The following is an 18,599-nucleotide window of genomic DNA, read 5'->3' as shown; positions in this document are numbered from 1 at the left end:
AAAACCCCGGCGGCCGACAGTTCGCGCCTGTGTCAGGTCACCAGATGGTGACGCGCTCTTCGGGGGCGAGCCACAGCCCGTCACCCTCGGTCACGTCGAAGGCCACGTGGAAGTCGTCGAGGTTCTTGACCACCTGGTTGCAGCGGAACTCCGGCGGGGAGTGCGGATCCACGGCGAGTCGGCGGGCCGCCTCCTCGGCGCGGGTCTTGGTGCGCCAGACGATTGCCCAGGAGGTGATGAGTCGCTGGACGCCGGTCATCCCGTCGATCTCCGGGCCCACGTCGGCGCCCTCGGCCGGTTCGCTGTCGGTGCCGTGCGCCAGCCGATAGGCCAGCAGGGCGATCGTGAGACCGCCCAGGTCGCCGATGTTCTCCCCCACTGTGAAGGCGCCGTTGACGTGGTCCTTGGCCGGGTCCAGTCCGTCCGGGGTGAGGCCCTCGTATTGGGCGATCAGCGCCTCCACGCGGGTTCCGAATGCCGCGCGGTCGTCGTCGGTCCACCAGTCGACCAGGTTGCCGTCGCCGTCGTACTTCGATCCCTGGTCGTCGAAGCCGTGGCCGATCTCGTGCCCGATCACGGCGCCGATCGCACCGTAGTTGGCGGCGTCATCGGCGTCGGCGTCGAAGAACGGGGGCTGGAGGATCGCGGCCGGGAAGACGATCTCGTTCATCACCGGGTTGTAGTAGGCGTTGACCGTCTGCGGCGTCATGTGCCACTCGTCCCGATCGACCGGGCCACCGAGCTTGCCCAGCTCGTAGCCGTGCTCGAACTCGGCGGAGCGGCGCACGTTCCCGATGAGATCGTCGGCGCGGACCTCGAGCGCGGAATAGTCTCGCCACTTCTCGGGGTAGCCGATCTTGGGCACGAATGCCTCGAGCTTGGCCAACGCCCGCTCGCGGGTGGCCGGGGTCATCCACGGCAGGCGACCGATCGAGTAGCGGTAGGCGGCGGTGAGGTTCTCCACCAGCTCGACCATCCGAGCCTTGTGGCCGGGCGGGAAGTGCCGGGCGACGTATTCCTTGCCCACCTCCTCGCCGAGGGCGGCCTCGACCGCGCCGACGCCGCGCTTCCACCGGGCCTTGATCTCCTCGGTGCCGGACATGGCGGTGCCGTAGAAGCGGAAGTTCTCGTCCACGAGCTCACCGGTCAGGTAGGGCGCGCGGGAGGAGACGGTCCGCCAGCGGAGCCACTGCTTCCACGTCTCCAGCGGCTCGGTGGCCCACAAGTCGGCCACGGCGGTGAGGAAGTCCGGCTGCATCGCGACGAGTCGGCCGAACGTCTCCTCGGTGCCACCGAGCTCACGGGCCCACGCGTGCCAGGGGAACCCGGGCGCCAACTGGGGCAGCTCGTCCCAGGTGACCGGGTTGTACGTCTTGTCGGCATCGCGGCGGGCCACCACGTCCCAGTGTGCGCCGGCGATGCGGGTCTCCAGCGCGACGATGTTCTCTGCCCGGTCTCGGGCGTCGTCGGCGCCCCCGAGCCCGGCCAGGTCGAGCATTCTCGCGATGTGCTCGGTGTACTGCTCGCGCATCTCCGCGTACTGGTCCTCGCGGTAGAACGACTCGTCGGGCAGGCCGATGCCGTATTGCACCAGGTAGAGGATGTACTCGCTCGAATTCTTGGCGTCATTGTTGACGTAGGCACCGATCAGGCCACCGACGCCCACCTTCTCCAGCCGCGCCATGGCCAGGGCCAGCGAGTCGGCGTCGCTTGCACCGTCGATCTCGGCCAGGTCCGGCGCGAGAGCGGACACACCGGCGGCCTCAACTGCGTCGGTGTCCATGAATGAGGCGTAGAAGGCGCCGATCTGCGAGTCGACCGGGGCGTCGGTGATGATGTCGCGCACCCGCTCCTCCGACAGGTCGCGCAGGGCGAGGAACGCGCCGTCGATCGGCCGGTCGGCGGGGATCACGTGCTCCCGGATCCAGGTGCCGTTGACGTGCTGGTAGAGGTCGTCCTGTGGCCGGATGTCCTGGTCGACGTACTGCAGGTCCAGGCCCGAGGGGCGGGGGGCGTTGGTGGTGGGAATCTCGGTCGCGGTCATGTGACCAGGTTACGGAACGGCCGCAGGGTGAGCGGTCGGCTCGATTGCCACCCACGTCGGCGGCGGGAGGGGAGTGTCGTGAGGATCAGACGACGAGGCTGGCTGGCGAGGCGGCTCAGGGCAGGCCGTGGCGGGCGTTGTGGTCCTTTGCCCCCTGATAGGCATCGATCATCCCCCAGATCCAGAACCCGAACATGATCGGCAGGCCGATCAGCACGACCGACAGCACCAGCCCCACGAAGTAGCCGCCGAGGATTCCGAGTCCTTTCCCCACCCTTCCGTTGAGAATGGTCCCCAGGCCGGGCACGAGCAGCGATGCCACCAGCATCAGCGCTGGCTCCTTGCGTGCCGCGGGCGGGTACTGCCCGTACGGCTGCACCCCGTACTGCTGCATCGCTCCGTACATCTGACCATAGGGCTGCGTTCCATACGGCTGCGCTCCATACGGTTGCGCTCCATACGGTTGCTGTGCCCCGTACGCCTCGTCGGCCCCGTAGAACGACTTCTCTCCGTACTGGCCGGGCTCGAATCGTCCGCTGTATCCACCGGCCCCGAAATGCTGGGCGCCGTAGTTCGAGCCGTAGCCGGGCCACTGGTCGTTCTCCCGGCCGCCGAACGGGCCGTCGGGCCGGTCAGAGGCGTTGCCGTCAGCGGGTGTGCTCATGAATCCACACTAACGCGCTCGTACGACAGTCCGTCCGCGTCGACATCAGAACTCGCTGCCCTGTCGCCCCGCCGACCCTCCCTCTGTGCAACTCGCCGGGCAGGTCAGTGACGTGCGGTCATCCCGGGCCGCGCCCAGATGTTCGCGCAGTCCACGCACGCGTCGTCAGAGACGACGCCGGCCCGTTGAAGCGTGCCGTAGATCCAGCAGCCCAGACAAAATCCGAGCGCCGCCTCCGCGAGCGCGGCGACGACCAGCACACCCAGCACCACGCTGCCCGCCGTGGCCAGGCCGGCGAGGAAAAGCCCCAACGCGATAGAGGACATCACCAGGCCGATCGATTGCGCGAAACGTTTGGGTGCGCCGGCCACCATCCTTGGCTCGTCGCTGACCCGCGGCGCGAGCACGTGCACCGAGAGCCTGCCGAACGGTGAGTACCGCGGCCCCCCGGCCACACGGAGCACGAAACCCGCCATCAGCGCCGCTGCCAGCCAGGTCTGGGCGGGCGCGGGGACGACGACCGTGATCACCGCCAGCGCCACCACGAGGGCGGCCGTGCACCGTGCGGCGTAGTCGTTGACGATCTCGGGGAAGGCGAAGGCCTCTCGCACACTCACAGTTCTCGCTCCTCAAATACCCAACAATAGACCGATCGGTCTACGCATGGGGCAAGCGTACGCCTGTCCCGCCGCGAAGGTCAGCTCCGCCTACGCTGGCCCCCGTGTCCACCCCGTTACGCCGCCGCTCCAGCTCACCCCGTCCACCCGCCGCGCCAAGAATTCCGCGGCGGGAACAACTGGAGCCACCTCGCACCGAACTCGAGACGGACGGACTCTGGGACGGGGTGGCGGCCGCCGCCGAGCACGCACCCGACCCCGATGAGGGCCCCGCGCAGATCGGCGGGATGGAGATCCGGGAGTCCGTGCTCGAGGACCTGCGCCTGAGCGGGGCTCGCGCCGACGGCATACGGCTTACCGATGTTGTACTCAGCGGTTGCGACCTGTCAGGACTGGTGGCGGACGGAGCCTCCCTGAATCGGGTGCGGTTCGTGGGATGCCGCCTGACCGGGATCGTCTTGTCCGACGCGCGGCTGACCGACGTGACGTTCGAGGACTGCCACGCTGACATGGCCAACTTTCGGATGGCGCGACTTCAGCGGGTCCGCCTCGCCTCGACCCGGTGTCGACAGGCAGACCTACTCGAGGCCCGCGTCGCCGACCTGACCACCGAGAGCACGGACCTACGCGGGGCCGCATTTGAACAGGCGAGCTTCTCGGCCGCGGACCTGCGGGGCGCGGACCTGGAGGACATCCGCGGGGCGTCGGCACTGCGGAGCGCACTCATCTCCCCCGAGCAGGTCCTGGGCGTCGGACTGGCGCTGATCGGCGAGATGGGGATCCGCGTCGAATAAGGCGGAGTCAGACCAGGTGTGAGGCGGACTCGCGCCACTGGTTGACGGCTCGGTTGATGATCGCCTGGAGTTGGAGGATCTGGTCACGATCGGTGAGCGTGATGCCGTCGGCACCAGTGCGCAGCCGCAGTTCGGGAACCCCGCGTCCCGCACCGTGCTCGTCCAGCATCACGGTCTCGGCGACCGACACCTCCACGAAGGGGTCGTCGCCCGGGCCGTCGACCTCGGTAACGAGATCGCGGCAAAAACGAGGGGTGGTCAGATCGATCGCATTGTTCATGAGGGGCACTCCCGACTGGTCGGTGGGATTGCCTTAAGCGTAGGTGAGAAAACCACGTCGACACACCTGTGGGACAGCGTGTTACAGGTTGTAATGAACCCGTGACCCACTCCACTCTTGGGCCCGATCACCAGGACGCTTGACCACTCCCGTACTGGGCGGATGTGAAGAACGATGCGCGAGTTGCTTGTGTGACTGCAGGGGTTGCAACATACTCGGCCCATGACTTCTGCCGGACCGTTGGCCCGACGCGCTCTCCTCCCCCGCCTTCTCGTCACTCTGGCCTCTGCAGCCTCCCTGACCGTCGGCCTCCTCGTCGTCGTCATCTCCCCCCGTGCGGACGCCGAGGTCCCGCTGGCTCCCGCCTTCCACGGCCTCGCGCACGGAGTCGACGCGGCGAGTTGGCAGCACCCGCACGGTGCTGACGTGGACTGGCACGCGGCCTCCGCCTCGGGGCAGTCCTTCGCCTTCATCAAGGCCACCGAGGGCACCGGGCCCGCCAACCACCACTACCAGTCCGACGTCGAGGCTGCTCGCGCCGCCGGCATGCTCGTCGGCAGTTACCACAAGGCACGGCCCGCGATGGATCCCGCGCAGCAGGCCCATGCCTTCGCCGATCGACTGCAGTCCGTCGGCGGCCCGCAGCTCCCGCCGGTGCTGGACCTCGAGGTCGACGAGGGCCTCGACCCCGCCGAACTGGCCGAATGGACGCAGGACTTCCTTGACACTCTCGACCACCGCACCGGTCGTGCGCCGGTCATCTACACCTACCGCTACTTCTGGATCGACCGGATGGCCAACACCACCCGCTTCGCCGAGTACCCGCTGTGGCTCGCCGAGTACGGGGTCTCCGAGCCCACGCTGCCCGTGATCGGCGGCTGGAGCCAGTGGCTGTTCTGGCAACGCTCCGAGACCGGCGAGGTGCCCGGCTTTGACGACGCCGTGGACCTCAACGTCTTCGCCGGCACGCGCGCGGACCTCGACGCCTGGACCGGCCCCGTCGAGCCGGCACGGGAACCGGCGCCCGAGCCGGCCGCCGACCACCTGACCGCCGAGGCGCCCGCCGAGATCCCGCCCGAGGTGCCGGTGCCCGTCGAGCCGGTCGCGCTCACGGTCCCGGGCGACCTGCCGACGCCGGACGAGGTGCAGCTACCGGACACCATCGAGGTCCCCGCCGGAGTCGTGTCCGAGCTGCGGTCCGGGCTGCGCTAGCGGGCGGCCGCCCCCCGCCGCCGTACGATCGCGGCACGTACGGCCCGCCACCCGATGAGGAAGACCGCGGTGACGACGCCCGCCACCACGATGAAGCTCCAGTGCGGCACCCGCCCGTCACTGAGCCCACGAATCACCATGCCCACCGCGAGCGTGGCCAACCACACCAGCACGCCGGACCTGGTGGCGGCTGGCGCACGGCGGGTCGTCAGCAGGATCATCCACCCCACGGCCAGGCCGATGAGGAACGGCCACGCCGTGCCCCACACCTGCGCCACGCCAAGCCCCTCGGAGTGTGCACCCCGGCCGAAGGTGGAGAACACCACCACCAACACCGCGTCGAGCACGATCATCACCGGTACGGTCACCGGACTCACCGACCTTTCTCGTCACGCCGGTCACTGCCGCCGACCGAGCAGGAGGAACTACCGGCTTCGTCGTCCACGACCCCGTCCTCCCGGACACGCAGGAGCGGAATGGGGCCGGAATCGTGGTGGATCGTCGGGCGCCACGGCGAACCCTTGAGCGGCCACATCGCCACAAGTCCGGCCGGCGGGGCCGCCGCGATGGTCGTCTGCTGTGCTTCCGGAAGCGCCGACGGTGTGGATGACGACGACGAGGAGCTCTCCCCCGTGTCGGCAGCATCAGCCGAGTCGGCGTCGGGGTCGATGTCCACGGCACCCCGGTAGAAGAGGAAGAAGATCACCCACCCGGCCAAAGCGACCAACACGAAGCTGACGATGCGGTAGACGAACACCGTCGCGAACGCCTGATGCGCGCCGAGCCCGCCCGCTGTCAGTGCCGTGATGAGCGCGAGCTCGACGGTGCCCAGACCGCCGGGCGTGATGGGGGCGGTGGCCACGATCTTTCCGGTGACGTACGCGATGCACAGGCCGCCGATGCTGTGCTGGGCGCCGACCGCGTTGGCTGCAGCCCACAGGCAACCGATGTCAGCGACCCAGTTGAGTAGGGAGAAGACGAAGGCCTGGGACAACTGCCGCTTGCTCAGGTCGACCGCCTCGGCCTGTTCGACAACTTTGCGTACCCCGGCGGCGCCGTGGTCGGCGGGCTTGCGACGCCGAGCGTTGACCCACCCCAGGACGGACAGCAACGCGCCCTCGATCTTGTCCGGGTGGCGGGCGGCCCACTGGACCACCACGACGATTCCTACGAGTCCCAGCGCCGAGAACACCAGCAGGAACGGGTTGGACACGGACCCCACCAGGAAGAAGCCCAGCAGTGCGAGGAGCACGATGCCGACCGTCGACAGGACACCGGAGATGACGAGCTGCCACGACGCCACCACCCGCGAGGCTCCCCACTGGCGGGTCTTGCGGTAAGTCAAGGTGGTGCCGAATACCTGCCCACCGGGGATGCAGGTGGAGAACGCGTTGGCGGAGAACACCAGGCCGACGCTGGCCCAGTACCCCACCCTGACGCCGGCGGATTGCAGCAGCACCTTTTGCACGGAACCGTAGCTGGACATCGACAGGTAGGAGAACACCAGCGCGATGGCCACCCAACCCCAGTGTGGTCGGGTGACGGCGTCGAAACCCTCGGCGAAGAACGGCATCTGACCGCGGAGCCAGTACAGGATCAGACCCAAGACAGTGAGGGTCGCGATGGCCTTGAACCACGGATTGCCCAGGACCATCCGGATGCGACGCCGCGCAACAGCGCCCCGCGTCCCCGTCATTGCCCCACCATAACCAGTCCATCCGGCCCGGCCCAGGCCCCACACCGCCGGGCCCGGGCGGGCGTCACGCGTCGTGCCCCTGCTGACGTTCCCGCATCAGGCGGGCGATCAGCTCCGCCGCGGGGATCTTCCCCTCGGCGGCAGGATCGGGATCCTCGTCGTACTCGGTATCGTAGACCGGCTCGAACTCCGATTCCGGTTCCAACTCCGGGTCCGATTCCGGCTCTAATTCGGGGTCCAGGTCGGACTCGCCCTCGAGTAGGCCGACCGCTGCGGCGGGTCGGCCGGTGAGCAGCTCGACCTCGTCGTCGATCTCCGCCTCGCCCAGCCCGATCCGCTCCTGGATCCGCTTCATCCACCCAGGCGCCCACCAGTTGTCGGTGCCGAGCATCTGCATCACCGCCGGCACGAGCAGCATGCGGATGACCGTCGCGTCGATGATGAGCGCCGCGATCATGCCGAACGCGATGTACTTCATCATGACGATCTCGGAGAACGCGAACGCACCGGTCACCACGATGAGAATGAGTGCGGCCGAGGTGATGATCCGGCCGGTGTTGGCCACGCCGCTTCGGACAGCCTCCGCGGTGCGGGCGCCACGCGAGCGGGCCTCGACCATCCGTGACACCAAGAACACTTCGTAGTCCGTGGACAGGCCGTAGATGATCGCCATGAGCAGCACCACGACCGGCGAGGTGAGCGGGCCGGGCGTGAAGCCGAGCAGCCCGGACAGGTGCCCGTCGACGAAAATCCAGGTGAGGATGCCGAGGGTGGCGCCCAGTCCGAGCAGGTTCATAATCGCGGCCTTGAGCGGCAGCACCAGCGAACCGAACGCCAGGAACATCAGGATCGTGGTGGCCAGCAGGACGTACAGGACGAACCACGGCAGTCCGTCGACCAGGGCCGCGACGGAATCGCGTTCCATGGCGGGGTTGCCCCCGACGTACACCTCGGTGCCGGCGGGGATCGGGAACGACTGCAGGTACTCGACGGTGTCGGAGGACGCGTTGCGGTCGACCACGCCGGTCTGCAGCACCACCACGTCTCGGCCCTGCGCGTCCTGCTTCCCCGACCGGGAGAACTGGAACGGACCGGTCAGACCCGGCGCCTCGTTGGCCGTCGAGCGGATCTGCGACAGGGTGGCGCCGTCGGAGCCGATCACCACGAGTTTGACCGGGTCGGTGCGGGTGCCGGGGAAGTTCTCGTCGTACTGCTCCTGCGCGACACGCGTGGCGTTGTCCGGCGGGAGGTAGGTCTCATTGATACCGCCGAACTTCACGCCGGAGAACGGGATGATGAGCGCAACGAGCACCACCACGACCGGGATCGCCACGGCCACGGGGCGCTTCATGGAGAAGTCGGCGACGCGCCCGAACAGGCCGTTCTCCACTTCCTCGCGGGAGCGGTGGCGCTGGAGGCGTGCGATGCCGAGCATGTCCACGCGGTGACCGAGCAGTACCAGCACTGCCGGCAGCAGGGTCACTGACAGGATGGCGGCGAGAACCACCGCGGCGATCGCGCCGTACGCGACGGACTTGAGGAAATCCTGGGGGAAGATCAGCAGCCCCGACAGGGTCACACCCACCATGACCGCGGAGAAGACCACGGTCCGCCCCGCGGTGGCCACCGCCCTGCGGACGGCCGCGTCCGGCGGATAGCCCTCGGCCATCTCCTCCCGGAACCGGCTGACCACGAACAGCCCGTAGTCGATGGCCAGGCCCAGACCGATCAGTGTCACCACGTTCTGGGCGAACGAGTTCACGGGTGTGATCAGCGACAGCAGGTGCAGCGCCCCGAGCGATCCGAGGATCGTCAGCACGCCCACCGCGACCGGCAGGAACGCGGCCACGACACCGCCGAACACCACGATGAGCAGGACGAACACCAGCGGCAGCGCGATAAGCTCGGCGCGCACCAGGTCCGCGTCCATCCCGTCCTGCAGAGCGCCGGCGACGGCCTGCACGCCCGCGACATCGGTCTGGATGCCGTCGATGGCGATCCGGTCCTCGATCACCCGGAAGTTCTCGAGAATCTCCTCCTCCTCGCCTGCGATCTGGATGGAGGCCACCGCGACGCCCTCGTCCCGGTTGACCAGGGCCGGAGACTGGTTGAACACGAAGCTTGTGACGCCGGTGACCTGGTCGGGGAACTCGGTGCGGATCGACTCGAGCGAGGCGCGGATCGGCTCCTGGAACGCCGGGTCATCCACCGAGGTGCCCTCGGGAGCGTGATAGGACACCACGACGTCGCCGAGGGCGTCCCTCCCGTAGGCCTCCTGCTCGAGCTGCTCAGCGGTCGCCCACCCGCTCGCGGGATCCTCGAAGCCGCCCTGGCCGAAGGGGTTGCCGAACGCGGTGCCGGCGAGGCTGATGAAGGCCATGACCAGTACCGAGCACACCAGGACCAGGGCGCGGCGGTGGGCGACGAACCGCCCGAGTGAGTTGAACACCGGGTAACTCCTAGCGCGAGGTGAGCAGTGCCGTGAGCGGCCGCAGCGGCTGCAGCCAGGCACCCTCGTCGGGCAGGTTCTCAAGGCTGACCCGGGGCAGCGGCTCGCGGAACACACCGGGGATGTCCTCGAGGTCGAGGAACGTGATGGTGTCGTGTTGGACGGCCCACGCGGCGTGCTCGCGGAACCCGATCACCGCGACCGGGATGTCCCGGGCCAGGTCTTCCAGCGGCTCGCGGAACGCCTGCCCGTCGGCTGAGGCCACCACGACGCCGGCGAGGCGCCCGGAGGCTGCACGTCGGTCGATGTGTTCGAGCATGTCATCGTCGACATCGGAGTCGTCGCTGGTCTTGGGCTTGGCGAACACCGCGAAGCCGACGTTTCGCAGCGCCTCGACCCACGGTCGGACGTTGTCGGAGGTGCCCTGGACGATGTTGGTGAAGACCGTCGCCTCGGCCTCGAGGGTGTCCTCGGTCTGCAGGGAGAGGTCGGCGGTGTATCCGAGCAGCCACCGGCCGAGCGCGTCGAAGCGCGGGCGGTACACCGCGGTGGGACGGCCGCCGAGGATCGAGCCCAGGCCCATGTCGACGTTGGGCGCATCCCACACCAGGAGCACCACTCCCGGGGCGTCGGGCGTGACCACGTCCGCCGTGTCGTGGGTGCTCGTCTCGTCTGGTGGGGTCATCGGTCCGCCTCGGTTGTCGTCGTCGGGGGGCTGGTGGAAAAGGGGCGTCAGCTCTTGCGACGCCAGAGGAATTCGTTGATCACTCGCTCCTCCTGCAGCCCCTTGCCCTCGAACTTCGTCACGGGTCTGTCCAGACTGAACGGTACGTGCCCGAGGTCCGTCGCGGGGTCCAGGCGCATCAGCTCGGGCTCCGCGTCGCCGGTCTCGCCGATCCACTCGGCGTAGTCGGCGTGGTCGGTGGCCACGTGCAGCACGCCGCCGGGGGCCAGGCGCGAGGCGATGAGCTCGAACGTGCCGGACTGCAGCAGCCGCCGCTTGTGGTGGCGGGCCTTGGGCCAGGGGTCGGGGAAGAACACGCGGACGCCGGTCAGGCTCGCCGGCGCGATCATGTTGGTAAGCACGTCCACGCCGTCGCCGCGGATCATCCGGACGTTCTCGAGACCCTCCCGCAGGATCATCCCGAGCAGTTGGGCCAGCCCAGGCTGGTAAACCTCCACCGCGATCACGTCGACGCCCGGCTCGGCGGCGGCCATCGCGGCGGTCGAGGTGCCGGTCCCGGAGCCGATCTCCACGATCAGCGGGGCCCGCCGCCCGAACATCGTCTCCGGGTCCACGATCTCGTCCGAAACATTGCGCCCGTAGGTGGGCCAGTGCTCCTCCCAGTTTCGTTGCTGCCCCGGCCTCAGGGTGCCGCGCCGAAACCGGTAGGCGGTCACCCTGGGGAACAGTCGGGCACTGTCGTCCGGGGTCACGCCGGCCGCCGGGGCGGGGTTTTCGCTCTGGTTCACCCGGCCATCATCCCGTAAGCCGTGTTCGGGTTACGAATCCGATCGGTGACCCCGCCCTCACCTCGTAGCCGGTAGCCCTACCGCAGAGGCAACCCTGCCTGGGGGAAGGCCTTGCCGCGGGCGGGTCGCCGGGCCACGATGAGCGCGTGCCGACAGTGACCCACGACACCAAGCCCCCGGCCCCGGTGCAGCCCGAGAGCCCGGATCCCGCCGCTCGGGTCCGTCGCCTGGTCGGGTCCGCCCGGGAGCGCTCCGGAAAGGCTGTCGACGTCGCCGTCGGTTCTGACTGGTGTGCACCGGTGGAGGCGGCGCTCGCCCGCTTCGATGCGCCCGTCGACATCCGGATCCGCGGCGGCCTGGGATCGGGGCGGCGCACCCTCGCCGCGGCGCTTCGGGTGCGTCGCGGGTGGCACGCGCAAGTCGACGACCTGGACGAGATCGCGGCCCCCGGCGCACCGGCCACCGCGGCCCCCGATGTGGAGATCGTATGCCTGCGCACCGCCCCCTGTCGCCACGAGGAGGCGTGGGTGCGGCGACCGCGTCGGCACGCCCTGCTGGTGGTGGTCACGGGTATCGACGACGAGGTGCCGCCACGGTGGGCCCGTGGGCTGCACTCCGTGGATGCGCGGGAGCCGGAGCACCGGTCGGTCGACGGCGTCGTGGACTTCCTCGAGCGCGCCCTGGACGCCTTGGCAGCGGTCCGGGTGGCCCGTCTCGAGGCGGAGTTGGAACGACTCGCGGTCCACGACGAGGTGGGAGACCTCGCCGAGGCCGCCCTGTGCGTGCTCGCCGGGTCGGTCCCGTCGTGACCACCGCGCCCGCCCCTACCCGCGAGTTGACGATCGCAGTCCTGGGCGCGAGGGAGTCCGCCGCACCCGCCGTGGCCGACGCGCTCACCGCGGTCGCGGGACCGGCCGCGGACGCCGGGGCCCGAATTCGTGTGCTCGTCGGCGCGACACCCGAGGACCGTCCTGATGCGGTGGTCCTCGTCGTCGACGCGGTATGCCCGGTGCGCCCCGATGACGTCGAGGTCGCACGCGGCGTGGCCGCCCGCCTGCCGATGGCCGTCGCGCTTGCCGGGCGCGCAGGGCAGTGCACGGGCGAGACCCTGTCGGAGATTGTCGACGTGACCACCCGTCGCCTGGCGGATGCGGGCGTGACAGCACCGGTCCACGTGGTCGACGAGGGCCATCCTGGCGCCCCGGCCGCGCTGCTCGCCGCGCTCGTCTCCGCAGTGCGCGGACTTCCGTCACCGCGCCCTGCACCCGGTGCCGGGGTCGGCGCCGGCAGATCCGTCGCCCCCACCGGTGACGCGTCGACGCCCGACACCGCCGTGGCCACCGTCGACTGGCTCCTGGCACGCCGCACGGAGGCCATCACCACCCGCTCCCAGGCCCTGCGCCAGGACGTCCAGGCGTTGCGTATGGAGGTCGTTCAAGATCTCCACCGGTCGGTGCGCGACCTCGGCGGACGAGTCCGCGAGGAGCTCGCCGCGGCCCCCCGAGCCCGTGTCGACGGGCTGGTCCACCGGTTGGCGGCCGACGCCGACGACGCGGTGGCGGGCACCATCGCCCGCGCGGACCGGCGCGCCGATGCCCTCGTCGCCCGGCATCTCGGCGCTGCCGCTCCGGTGGTTCCCCGCATCCCTCCGCCCACCAGCGGCATCACACCGGGTCGCCCGCCGCGCAACACGGGCGAGGAGATGCTCGTCATGGTCATGGGCGCCGCCGGAGGAACCGGGGTGGGGCGCATGCTGCTGTCCCCGCTCGCCGAGATCCCCGGCGTCGCCGCGATGGTCGTCCCACTGGCACTGCTGTGCGGGCTGGTGCTGGGGCGGATCACCGTCACCGTCCGCCGGACACAGGCGCTGCGCACGCACACCGTGGCGGCGGTCGCCGACCGGCTCGCAACTCTGCGCGCCGAGGCCGAACAGTCACTCGGCTCGAGAATCCTCGCCGCCGAGGCCACCATCACCGACGGTTTCGCGCACGACCCCGGCCCCCGGGTCGCCGATCTTGAGCGGCGCATCCGAGCCACCCGCGCGCGACAACCCGCCCCGACTGGTTCACCAACGCCCGGTGCCACACCGGTCGCCCCCCGCCCGTCCGCCCCCACAGCAGGGAGCCACCCATGACCGATCCATTGTTCAGTTCGGACTCCTTCGCGCCCGCGCCCGACGTGTGCGGCCTGCAGGGCGCCCCGCTCGCAGAGGCCTCGTCGCTGGGACTGCACGTGCCCGTCGGAGAGGACGTCCTCGACCTGGGGTCCCCCGAGGCCGATCTGGACGGCGACGGCTTCATGGAGGCGGTCACCCTCGGCGACGACCGGGGACTGACCGTGTTCACCGATGCCGACGGCGACGGCACCGTCGATCACGTCTCGACCGTGCGATTCGACGGCAGTTACGACTCGTGGCGCCTGGCCAATCCCACGGAGGGTGTGCCCTTCGGGGGCTTCACGAACGAGACCCGCGGCGACGCGGGCGGCGATCCCTCGGCCCCGGCCCGCTGGGAGCGAATCGACCACGGGCACATCTGACCACCTGAGGAATCCCTCACTTCTGGGTGTGCAAAGGGGGCTGCGGCGCGGCACTCCACAGCGCATGACGATACTCTGTGACCAACAACATGCACCACGCGCGAGGAGCTGTGATGACCACCACCACCATTCCCGGCCTCGAGGGTCAGGCACCAACCGATCACGCGGAGATGCTCGCGTGGATCGCCGAGGTCGCCGAGCTCACCCAGCCGGATCGGGTCGTCTTCGCCGACGGCTCCGATGCGGAGTGGGATCGCCTCACGACCGAAATGGTGGAGGCCGGCACCTTCGTCAAGCTGAACGAGCAGAAGAAGCCCAACTCCTTCCTGGCCCAGTCGGACCCGAAGGACGTCGCCCGCGTCGAGTCGCGGACCTTCATCTGCTCGGAGACCGAAGAGGGTGCCGGACCCACCAACAACTGGCGTGACCCGGCCGAGATGCGCGCCCAGATGACCGAGCTGTTCAGCGGGAGCATGCGGGGCCGCACGATGTACGTCGTGCCCTACTGCATGGGACCGCTGGAGGCGGAGGACCCCAAGCTCGGCATCGAGCTGACCGACTCCCCATACGTCGTGGTCTCGATGAAGATCATGACCCGCATGGGTGCGGAGGCGCTCGCCAAGATCGGCACGGACGGCGAGTACGTCAAGGGCCTGCACTCCGTGGGCGCCCCGCTCGCCGAGGGTGAGAAGGACGTGCCCTGGCCGTGCAACGAGGAGAAGTACATCACCCACTTCCCGGAGAGCCGGGAGATCTGGTCCTTCGGTTCCGGGTACGGCGGTAACGCACTGCTGGGCAAGAAGTGCTTCGCGCTGCGTATCGCCTCTGCCATGGCCCGCGACGAGGGCTGGATGGCCGAGCACATGCTCATCCTCAAGCTCATCTCCCCCACGGACGAGGTCCACTACATCGCCGCGGCATTCCCGTCGGCCTGCGGCAAGACCAACCTCGCGATGCTCCAGCCCACCATCGAGGGCTGGCGCGCCGAGGTCGTGGGTGACGACATCGCATGGATGCGTTTCGGCGCCGACGGTCGGCTGTACGCCGTCAACCCGGAGTTCGGCTTCTTCGGCGTGGCCCCCGGCACCAACTACTCGTCCAATCCCAACGCCATGAAGACGCTCGAGCCGGGCAACGCGATCTACACCAATGTGGCGCTCACCGACGACGGTGACGTCTGGTGGGAGGACCTCGAAGGCACCCCGGATCACCTCATCGACTGGCTGGGCAACGACTGGACCCCGACCGGGGACGGCAACGCCGGTAACGCCGCGCACCCCAACTCGCGCTACTGCGTGCCGATCAACCAGTGCCCGGTCACCGCGCCCGAGTTCAACTCGCCCGAGGGCGTGCCGATCTCGGCGATCCTGTTCGGAGGCCGCCGCGCCGACACCGTTCCCCTGGTCAGCGAGGCGTACTCGTGGAACCACGGTGTCTACATCGGCGCGACGCTGTCCTCCGGGCAGACCGCCGCCGCCGAGGGCAAAGTCGGCGCAGTCCGGCGCGACCCGATGGCCATGCTGCCGTTCATCGGCTACAACGTCGGTGACTACTTCCAGCACTGGGTCGACATGGGCGCCCGCGGCGGCGACAAGATGCCCAAGATCTTCCTGGTCAACTGGTTCCGCAAGGGCGCCGACGGCCGCTTCCTGTGGCCGGGCTTCGGCGAGAACAGCCGTGTCCTCAAGTGGGTCGTGGACCGCATCGAGGGACGCGTCGAGGGTAACGAGACCGCTGCCGGGCTCACCGCGCGCGCCTCCGACATCGACCTCACCGGCCTCGACACCTCGGTCGAGGACGTCGAGGCCGCCTTGGCTGTGGATCCCGAGGAGTGGCGCCGCGAACTACCGCTCATCACCGAGTGGCTCGAGTTCTGCGGCCCCAAGGTCCCGGCCGAGGTCCACGAGCAGTTCGCCGCCCTCAAGGAGCGGCTGGGCTGACACCAGCCACTGCAGCACAACAGCTACGCGGAAAGGGCCACACCGTTCACCGGTGTGGCCCTTTTCGCAATTTCAATCTGGTCGAAGACCTTCCTACGGCTCATGTTGATGTCACAGTAAGAGGCTGTGTGGATATCCCGTTCCCCCGCCGGAAGGAGTGGCATGAAAGCCAGTGTGATCGCCCTCATCGCGCTTCCTATCGCGGCGGGCGGGGTGGCCGCAGCCGCCGTGGTGGGCTTCCGGTCCGCTGAGCCCCCGTCCAGCCCTCCCGGGCCGACCGCCACCGCGGGGATATCCGGGGCGGCCACTGACGAGCCCACTGTTGCCGACGAGGATGGGGGAGGAACGACCATCAACGGGGCCAAGCCGCACCTCTCGATCATCGACCGCTCGGCGCGCCCACCTCACGCCAGCAGCACCGAACGGCAGAGGTGAGCGCCTCGATCCGGAAAGCGGCCCCGGTCCGATGGTGGCATTCCGCCCGTCTCCGCATCACCCTCGGCATCACACTCGTCACCGCCGCCGTGTTCGGGGCGATGATGGTGTTCACCTTCCAACTGCTCAACCTCAGCACCGACCGGGTGATGGACTCGAGACTCCAACGCGAGACCGCTGACTTCTCCACCTTCATGACAGCGGGCATCCTGCCGGCGTTCGAGTCGGAGGACCCCACCGTCGAGCAGCTCATCCGGGCGTACCTCGCCCAGCAGTATCCGTCGTCCGAACTTCTGCTCGTCGGGACCGCCAGCGAGTCCGGCACCCAGTTCACGCTGTCCCGGTTCGGACCTGACGAGGACACGCTCTTCCCACCGGCGATCAGATCGGAGGTCCAACTGATCGGCTTGGACTCGCCTGAGAGTTCGGGGATCCTGGACGGCTCGATTCGCTGGCGCAAGACCGCTGTCGAGAGCCCCGCCGGGATGGCGAACATCGTCGTGGCCGTCAACGATCGGGGTACCCACGAGGAGACCCGGCGCGTGGTCTTCTACATGCGCTGGGCCAGTGCCGGGGGCATGGTCGTCAGCGCACTGCTGGCGTGGTTGATCGCGGGACGAATGCTCGTGCCGGTCCGCCGGATCCGAGAGGCCGCCGAGACCATCTCCGCGGCCGACCTGTCGAGGCGGGTCCCCGCCGACGGACCCGATGAGATCGTCTCACTCGCCGACACCGTCAACGCCATGCTCGAACGCGTCGAGGACGCTTACCGGACCCAACGGGAGTTCCTCGACGATGCAGGACACGAACTGCGAACACCCCTGACCGTCGTGCAGGGAAACCTCGACCTCATGCCGGATGACCCCGAAGGTCGCGCAGAGGCCACCCGCCTCATGCAGGACGAACTGTCGAGGATGACTCGCATCGTGGAGGACCTGCTCACCCTCGCCCGGGCCGACCGGCCCGACTTTCTCCGGACCGTCCCCACCGACATCGCGGAACTCATACTCGACATCGAGGCGAAGGTCGAGGTGATCGCCGACCGCGACTGGCGGGTGCTGCCCTACGCCGAGGGACTAGCTCGACTCGACAAGCAGCGCATCACACAAGCCCTCATCCAGTTCTGCTCCAATGCCGTCCGGTTCACATCACCCGGAGACACCATCGAGATCGGCTGCCGCATCATCGAACCAGGGGACGCGACCTTGCCCGACGGTTTCTCCGCCGGCCCCGTCGCCACCCCACCCAATCGGGAGGCCTACCGTCGCCGTCTGCTGTGGTGGGTCCGCGATCACGGCCCGGGCATCCCACCCGGCGAGGAGGAGAGCATCTTCCAGCGGTTCCACACGGCCCGGGGCCAGCTGCGCGACGGCCGTGGCGGGACCGGCCTGGGTCTGGCCATCGTCTCCACCATCGCCAAGGCGCACGGGGGTCGCGCCTTCGCATTCAACGCCAAGGGCGGCGGCGCGGCGTTCTGCATCGTCATCCCCCTCATCGCCCCGCCGCCGGAGAAGCGCTCCCCTGGTGACGCGGAAAACGACGCGGTCACGTCAACCAGCACCCAATAGCATCGATCCTGCCCCTCGCCCACCGCGAAAGCCCGGACACGGACCGGCGGCAGTGTCCCGATGGCGCTCTCACGTGGAATACTCCGAGTCCGGAGAAGGAGGGTTGCATGACGAATGTTCTCGTCGTGGAGGATGATGACCTCATCCGTTCGGTGTTGGTAAAGGCGCTCGGCGGCGCTGAGTACACCGCGCTCGAGGCGGTGGACGGGGAGAGCGCCCAGGCCATCCTGTCGACCATTTCCGATATCGACCTGATGTTGCTCGACATCGGCTTGCCGGACACGGACGGGTTGACCCTCCTCCGCGAGGCCCGCGACCGCGGGTTCGCCGCGCCCGTCATCATCCTCACCGCCCGCGACAGTGTCGCGAACACCGTCGAAGGGCTGGACTCCGGCGCGAACGACTACATGGTCAAACCCTTCCGGGTTCCCGAATTGCTCGCCCGTATCCGCCTGCGGCTACGCGAACACGAGGCCACCGAGGACCCGGGAATCCTCGAGCACGCGGGCATGCGTCTGGACATCCGTACCCGCCGCGTCGAGGTGGACGGCCGGATCCAGGAATTGACCAACCGCGAGTACTCGCTGCTCGAGATGCTGCTGCGCAACAAAGGCGAGACCATCAGCCGGGAGCAGCTTCTCGAGAGCGTCTGGGGCATGGACTTCGACCCGGGCTCGAACATCGTCAACGTCTACATCCGGTCCCTGCGCCGCAAGATCGGCGAGAACAAGGTGCAGACCGTCCGGGGAGTCGGCTACCGAGTGGAGTGACCCCGGCAAGGTCGACTGCCCGCCGGGCTCGCTCGAGACGCGAAGACCCCCGGCCGGAGCCGGGGGTCTTCGCGTGATGCGGGTCCAGCGCTGGGCTCAGCCTGTGACGACGCTGCCGC

At 68.9% G+C, this 18,599-nt stretch carries 18 protein-coding genes; 9 read left to right on the top strand and 9 right to left on the bottom strand.

Features of this window, described 5'->3' with window-relative positions; all coding sequences use genetic code 11:
- Positions 1-37: 37 nt before the first annotated feature.
- The 3 genes from FQ137_RS04830 to FQ137_RS04820 form a co-directional block, all read right to left on the bottom strand.
- Complete coding sequence (locus FQ137_RS04830) at positions 38-2,044, bottom strand: M13 family metallopeptidase (RefSeq protein ID WP_149291382.1); 2,007 nt, start codon at positions 2,042-2,044, stop codon at positions 38-40.
- 115 nt (positions 2,045-2,159) lie between these two features.
- Positions 2,160-2,708 carry a hypothetical protein gene (locus tag FQ137_RS15435; protein WP_223146490.1) on the bottom strand — a complete coding sequence of 183 codons (549 nt, stop codon included), beginning with the start codon at positions 2,706-2,708 and terminating at the stop codon, positions 2,160-2,162.
- Between the two features lie 104 nt (positions 2,709-2,812).
- On the bottom strand, positions 2,813-3,325 hold the full coding sequence (locus FQ137_RS04820; protein WP_149291381.1) for a DUF4395 domain-containing protein: 513 nt from the start codon (positions 3,323-3,325) through the stop codon (positions 2,813-2,815).
- A gap of 104 nt (positions 3,326-3,429) precedes the next feature.
- Here FQ137_RS04820 and FQ137_RS04815 point away from each other — a divergent pair, with 104 nt between their 5' ends.
- Positions 3,430-4,119 (top strand): pentapeptide repeat-containing protein, encoded by a 690-nt coding sequence (locus tag FQ137_RS04815; protein WP_149291380.1) that lies wholly within the window; start codon positions 3,430-3,432, stop codon positions 4,117-4,119.
- A 7-nt stretch (positions 4,120-4,126) separates the two neighbouring features.
- Here the strand turns inward: FQ137_RS04815 and FQ137_RS04810 are convergent, their stop codons facing one another.
- On the bottom strand, positions 4,127-4,399 hold the full coding sequence (locus tag FQ137_RS04810) for a hypothetical protein (protein WP_149291379.1): 273 nt from the start codon (positions 4,397-4,399) through the stop codon (positions 4,127-4,129).
- A gap of 222 nt (positions 4,400-4,621) precedes the next feature.
- On the opposite strand from FQ137_RS04810, the gene FQ137_RS04805 reads away from it, so the two are divergent.
- Positions 4,622-5,611, top strand: a complete 990-nt coding sequence (locus FQ137_RS04805; protein WP_149291378.1) for a glycoside hydrolase family 25 protein — start codon at positions 4,622-4,624, stop codon at positions 5,609-5,611.
- Here FQ137_RS04805 and FQ137_RS04800 read toward each other — a convergent pair.
- The 5 genes from FQ137_RS04800 to trmB all read right to left on the bottom strand — a co-directional run bounded on the left by FQ137_RS04800 (position 5,608) and on the right by trmB (position 11,229).
- Complete coding sequence (locus FQ137_RS04800) at positions 5,608-5,979, bottom strand: DUF3054 domain-containing protein (protein ID WP_149291377.1); 372 nt, start codon at positions 5,977-5,979, stop codon at positions 5,608-5,610. The genes FQ137_RS04805 and FQ137_RS04800 overlap by 4 nt on opposite strands.
- A gap of 5 nt (positions 5,980-5,984) precedes the next feature.
- Positions 5,985-7,307, bottom strand: coding sequence for a YbhN family protein (locus tag FQ137_RS04795; protein WP_149291376.1), 1,323 nt, complete (start codon positions 7,305-7,307; stop codon positions 5,985-5,987).
- A gap of 64 nt (positions 7,308-7,371) precedes the next feature.
- Complete coding sequence (locus FQ137_RS04790) at positions 7,372-9,756, bottom strand: MMPL family transporter (protein WP_149291375.1); 2,385 nt, start codon at positions 9,754-9,756, stop codon at positions 7,372-7,374.
- Positions 9,757-9,766: 10 nt separating this feature from the next.
- Entirely contained in the window at positions 9,767-10,441 is a 675-nt protein-coding gene (locus FQ137_RS04785) for an NYN domain-containing protein (protein WP_149291374.1), read from the bottom strand.
- Positions 10,442-10,488: 47 nt separating this feature from the next.
- Positions 10,489-11,229, bottom strand: a complete 741-nt coding sequence (gene trmB, locus FQ137_RS04780; protein ID WP_149291373.1) for a tRNA (guanosine(46)-N7)-methyltransferase TrmB — start codon at positions 11,227-11,229, stop codon at positions 10,489-10,491.
- 146 nt (positions 11,230-11,375) lie between these two features.
- Here trmB and FQ137_RS04775 point away from each other — a divergent pair, with 146 nt between their 5' ends.
- The 7 genes from FQ137_RS04775 to FQ137_RS04745 all read left to right on the top strand — a co-directional run bounded on the left by FQ137_RS04775 (position 11,376) and on the right by FQ137_RS04745 (position 18,480).
- Entirely contained in the window at positions 11,376-12,038 is a 663-nt protein-coding gene (locus tag FQ137_RS04775) for a hypothetical protein (RefSeq protein WP_149291372.1), read from the top strand.
- Positions 12,035-13,363, top strand: a complete 1,329-nt coding sequence (locus FQ137_RS04770) for a hypothetical protein (RefSeq protein ID WP_149291371.1) — start codon at positions 12,035-12,037, stop codon at positions 13,361-13,363. Before FQ137_RS04775 ends, FQ137_RS04770 begins: the two co-directional genes overlap by 4 nt.
- Complete coding sequence (locus FQ137_RS04765) at positions 13,360-13,767, top strand: DUF6802 family protein (protein WP_149291370.1); 408 nt, start codon at positions 13,360-13,362, stop codon at positions 13,765-13,767. The genes FQ137_RS04770 and FQ137_RS04765 overlap by 4 nt, the downstream gene beginning before the upstream one ends.
- 113 nt (positions 13,768-13,880) lie before the next feature.
- Entirely contained in the window at positions 13,881-15,707 is a 1,827-nt protein-coding gene (locus FQ137_RS04760) for a phosphoenolpyruvate carboxykinase (GTP) (protein ID WP_149291369.1), read from the top strand.
- A gap of 162 nt (positions 15,708-15,869) precedes the next feature.
- Positions 15,870-16,142 (top strand): hypothetical protein, encoded by a 273-nt coding sequence (locus FQ137_RS04755; protein WP_149291368.1) that lies wholly within the window; start codon positions 15,870-15,872, stop codon positions 16,140-16,142.
- Positions 16,139-17,710 carry a cell wall metabolism sensor histidine kinase WalK gene (locus FQ137_RS04750; RefSeq protein ID WP_149291367.1) on the top strand — a complete coding sequence of 524 codons (1,572 nt, stop codon included), beginning with the start codon at positions 16,139-16,141 and terminating at the stop codon, positions 17,708-17,710. Before FQ137_RS04755 ends, FQ137_RS04750 begins: the two co-directional genes overlap by 4 nt.
- A gap of 107 nt (positions 17,711-17,817) precedes the next feature.
- Positions 17,818-18,480 carry a response regulator transcription factor gene (locus tag FQ137_RS04745; RefSeq protein WP_149291366.1) on the top strand — a complete coding sequence of 221 codons (663 nt, stop codon included), beginning with the start codon at positions 17,818-17,820 and terminating at the stop codon, positions 18,478-18,480.
- Positions 18,481-18,599 lie beyond the last annotated feature (119 nt).

This window comes from Dietzia sp. ANT_WB102 (assembly GCF_008369165.1).
In the GTDB taxonomy this organism is placed as follows: domain Bacteria; phylum Actinomycetota; class Actinomycetes; order Mycobacteriales; family Mycobacteriaceae; genus Dietzia.
The sequence above is the reverse complement of the archived record's forward strand: the minus strand, read 5'-3'. Positions and strand labels throughout refer to the sequence as shown.

Excerpts from the sequence above, each read along its gene's own strand:
- FQ137_RS04830 (WP_149291382.1), bottom strand. The coding sequence starts at position 2,044 with ATGACCGCGACCGAGATTCCCACCACCAACGCCCCCCGCCCCTCGGGC.
- FQ137_RS15435 (WP_223146490.1), bottom strand. The coding sequence starts at position 2,708 with ATGAGCACACCCGCTGACGGCAACGCCTCTGACCGGCCCGACGGCCCG.
- FQ137_RS04810 (WP_149291379.1), bottom strand. The coding sequence starts at position 4,399 with ATGAACAATGCGATCGATCTGACCACCCCTCGTTTTTGCCGCGATCTC.
- FQ137_RS04805 (WP_149291378.1), top strand. The coding sequence starts at position 4,622 with ATGACTTCTGCCGGACCGTTGGCCCGACGCGCTCTCCTCCCCCGCCTT.
- FQ137_RS04795 (WP_149291376.1), bottom strand. The coding sequence starts at position 7,307 with ATGACGGGGACGCGGGGCGCTGTTGCGCGGCGTCGCATCCGGATGGTC.
- FQ137_RS04785 (WP_149291374.1), bottom strand. The coding sequence starts at position 10,441 with ATGACCCCACCAGACGAGACGAGCACCCACGACACGGCGGACGTGGTC.
- FQ137_RS04765 (WP_149291370.1), top strand. The coding sequence starts at position 13,360 with ATGACCGATCCATTGTTCAGTTCGGACTCCTTCGCGCCCGCGCCCGAC.
- FQ137_RS04760 (WP_149291369.1), top strand. The coding sequence starts at position 13,881 with ATGACCACCACCACCATTCCCGGCCTCGAGGGTCAGGCACCAACCGAT.
- FQ137_RS04755 (WP_149291368.1), top strand. The coding sequence starts at position 15,870 with ATGAAAGCCAGTGTGATCGCCCTCATCGCGCTTCCTATCGCGGCGGGC.
- FQ137_RS04745 (WP_149291366.1), top strand. The coding sequence starts at position 17,818 with ATGACGAATGTTCTCGTCGTGGAGGATGATGACCTCATCCGTTCGGTG.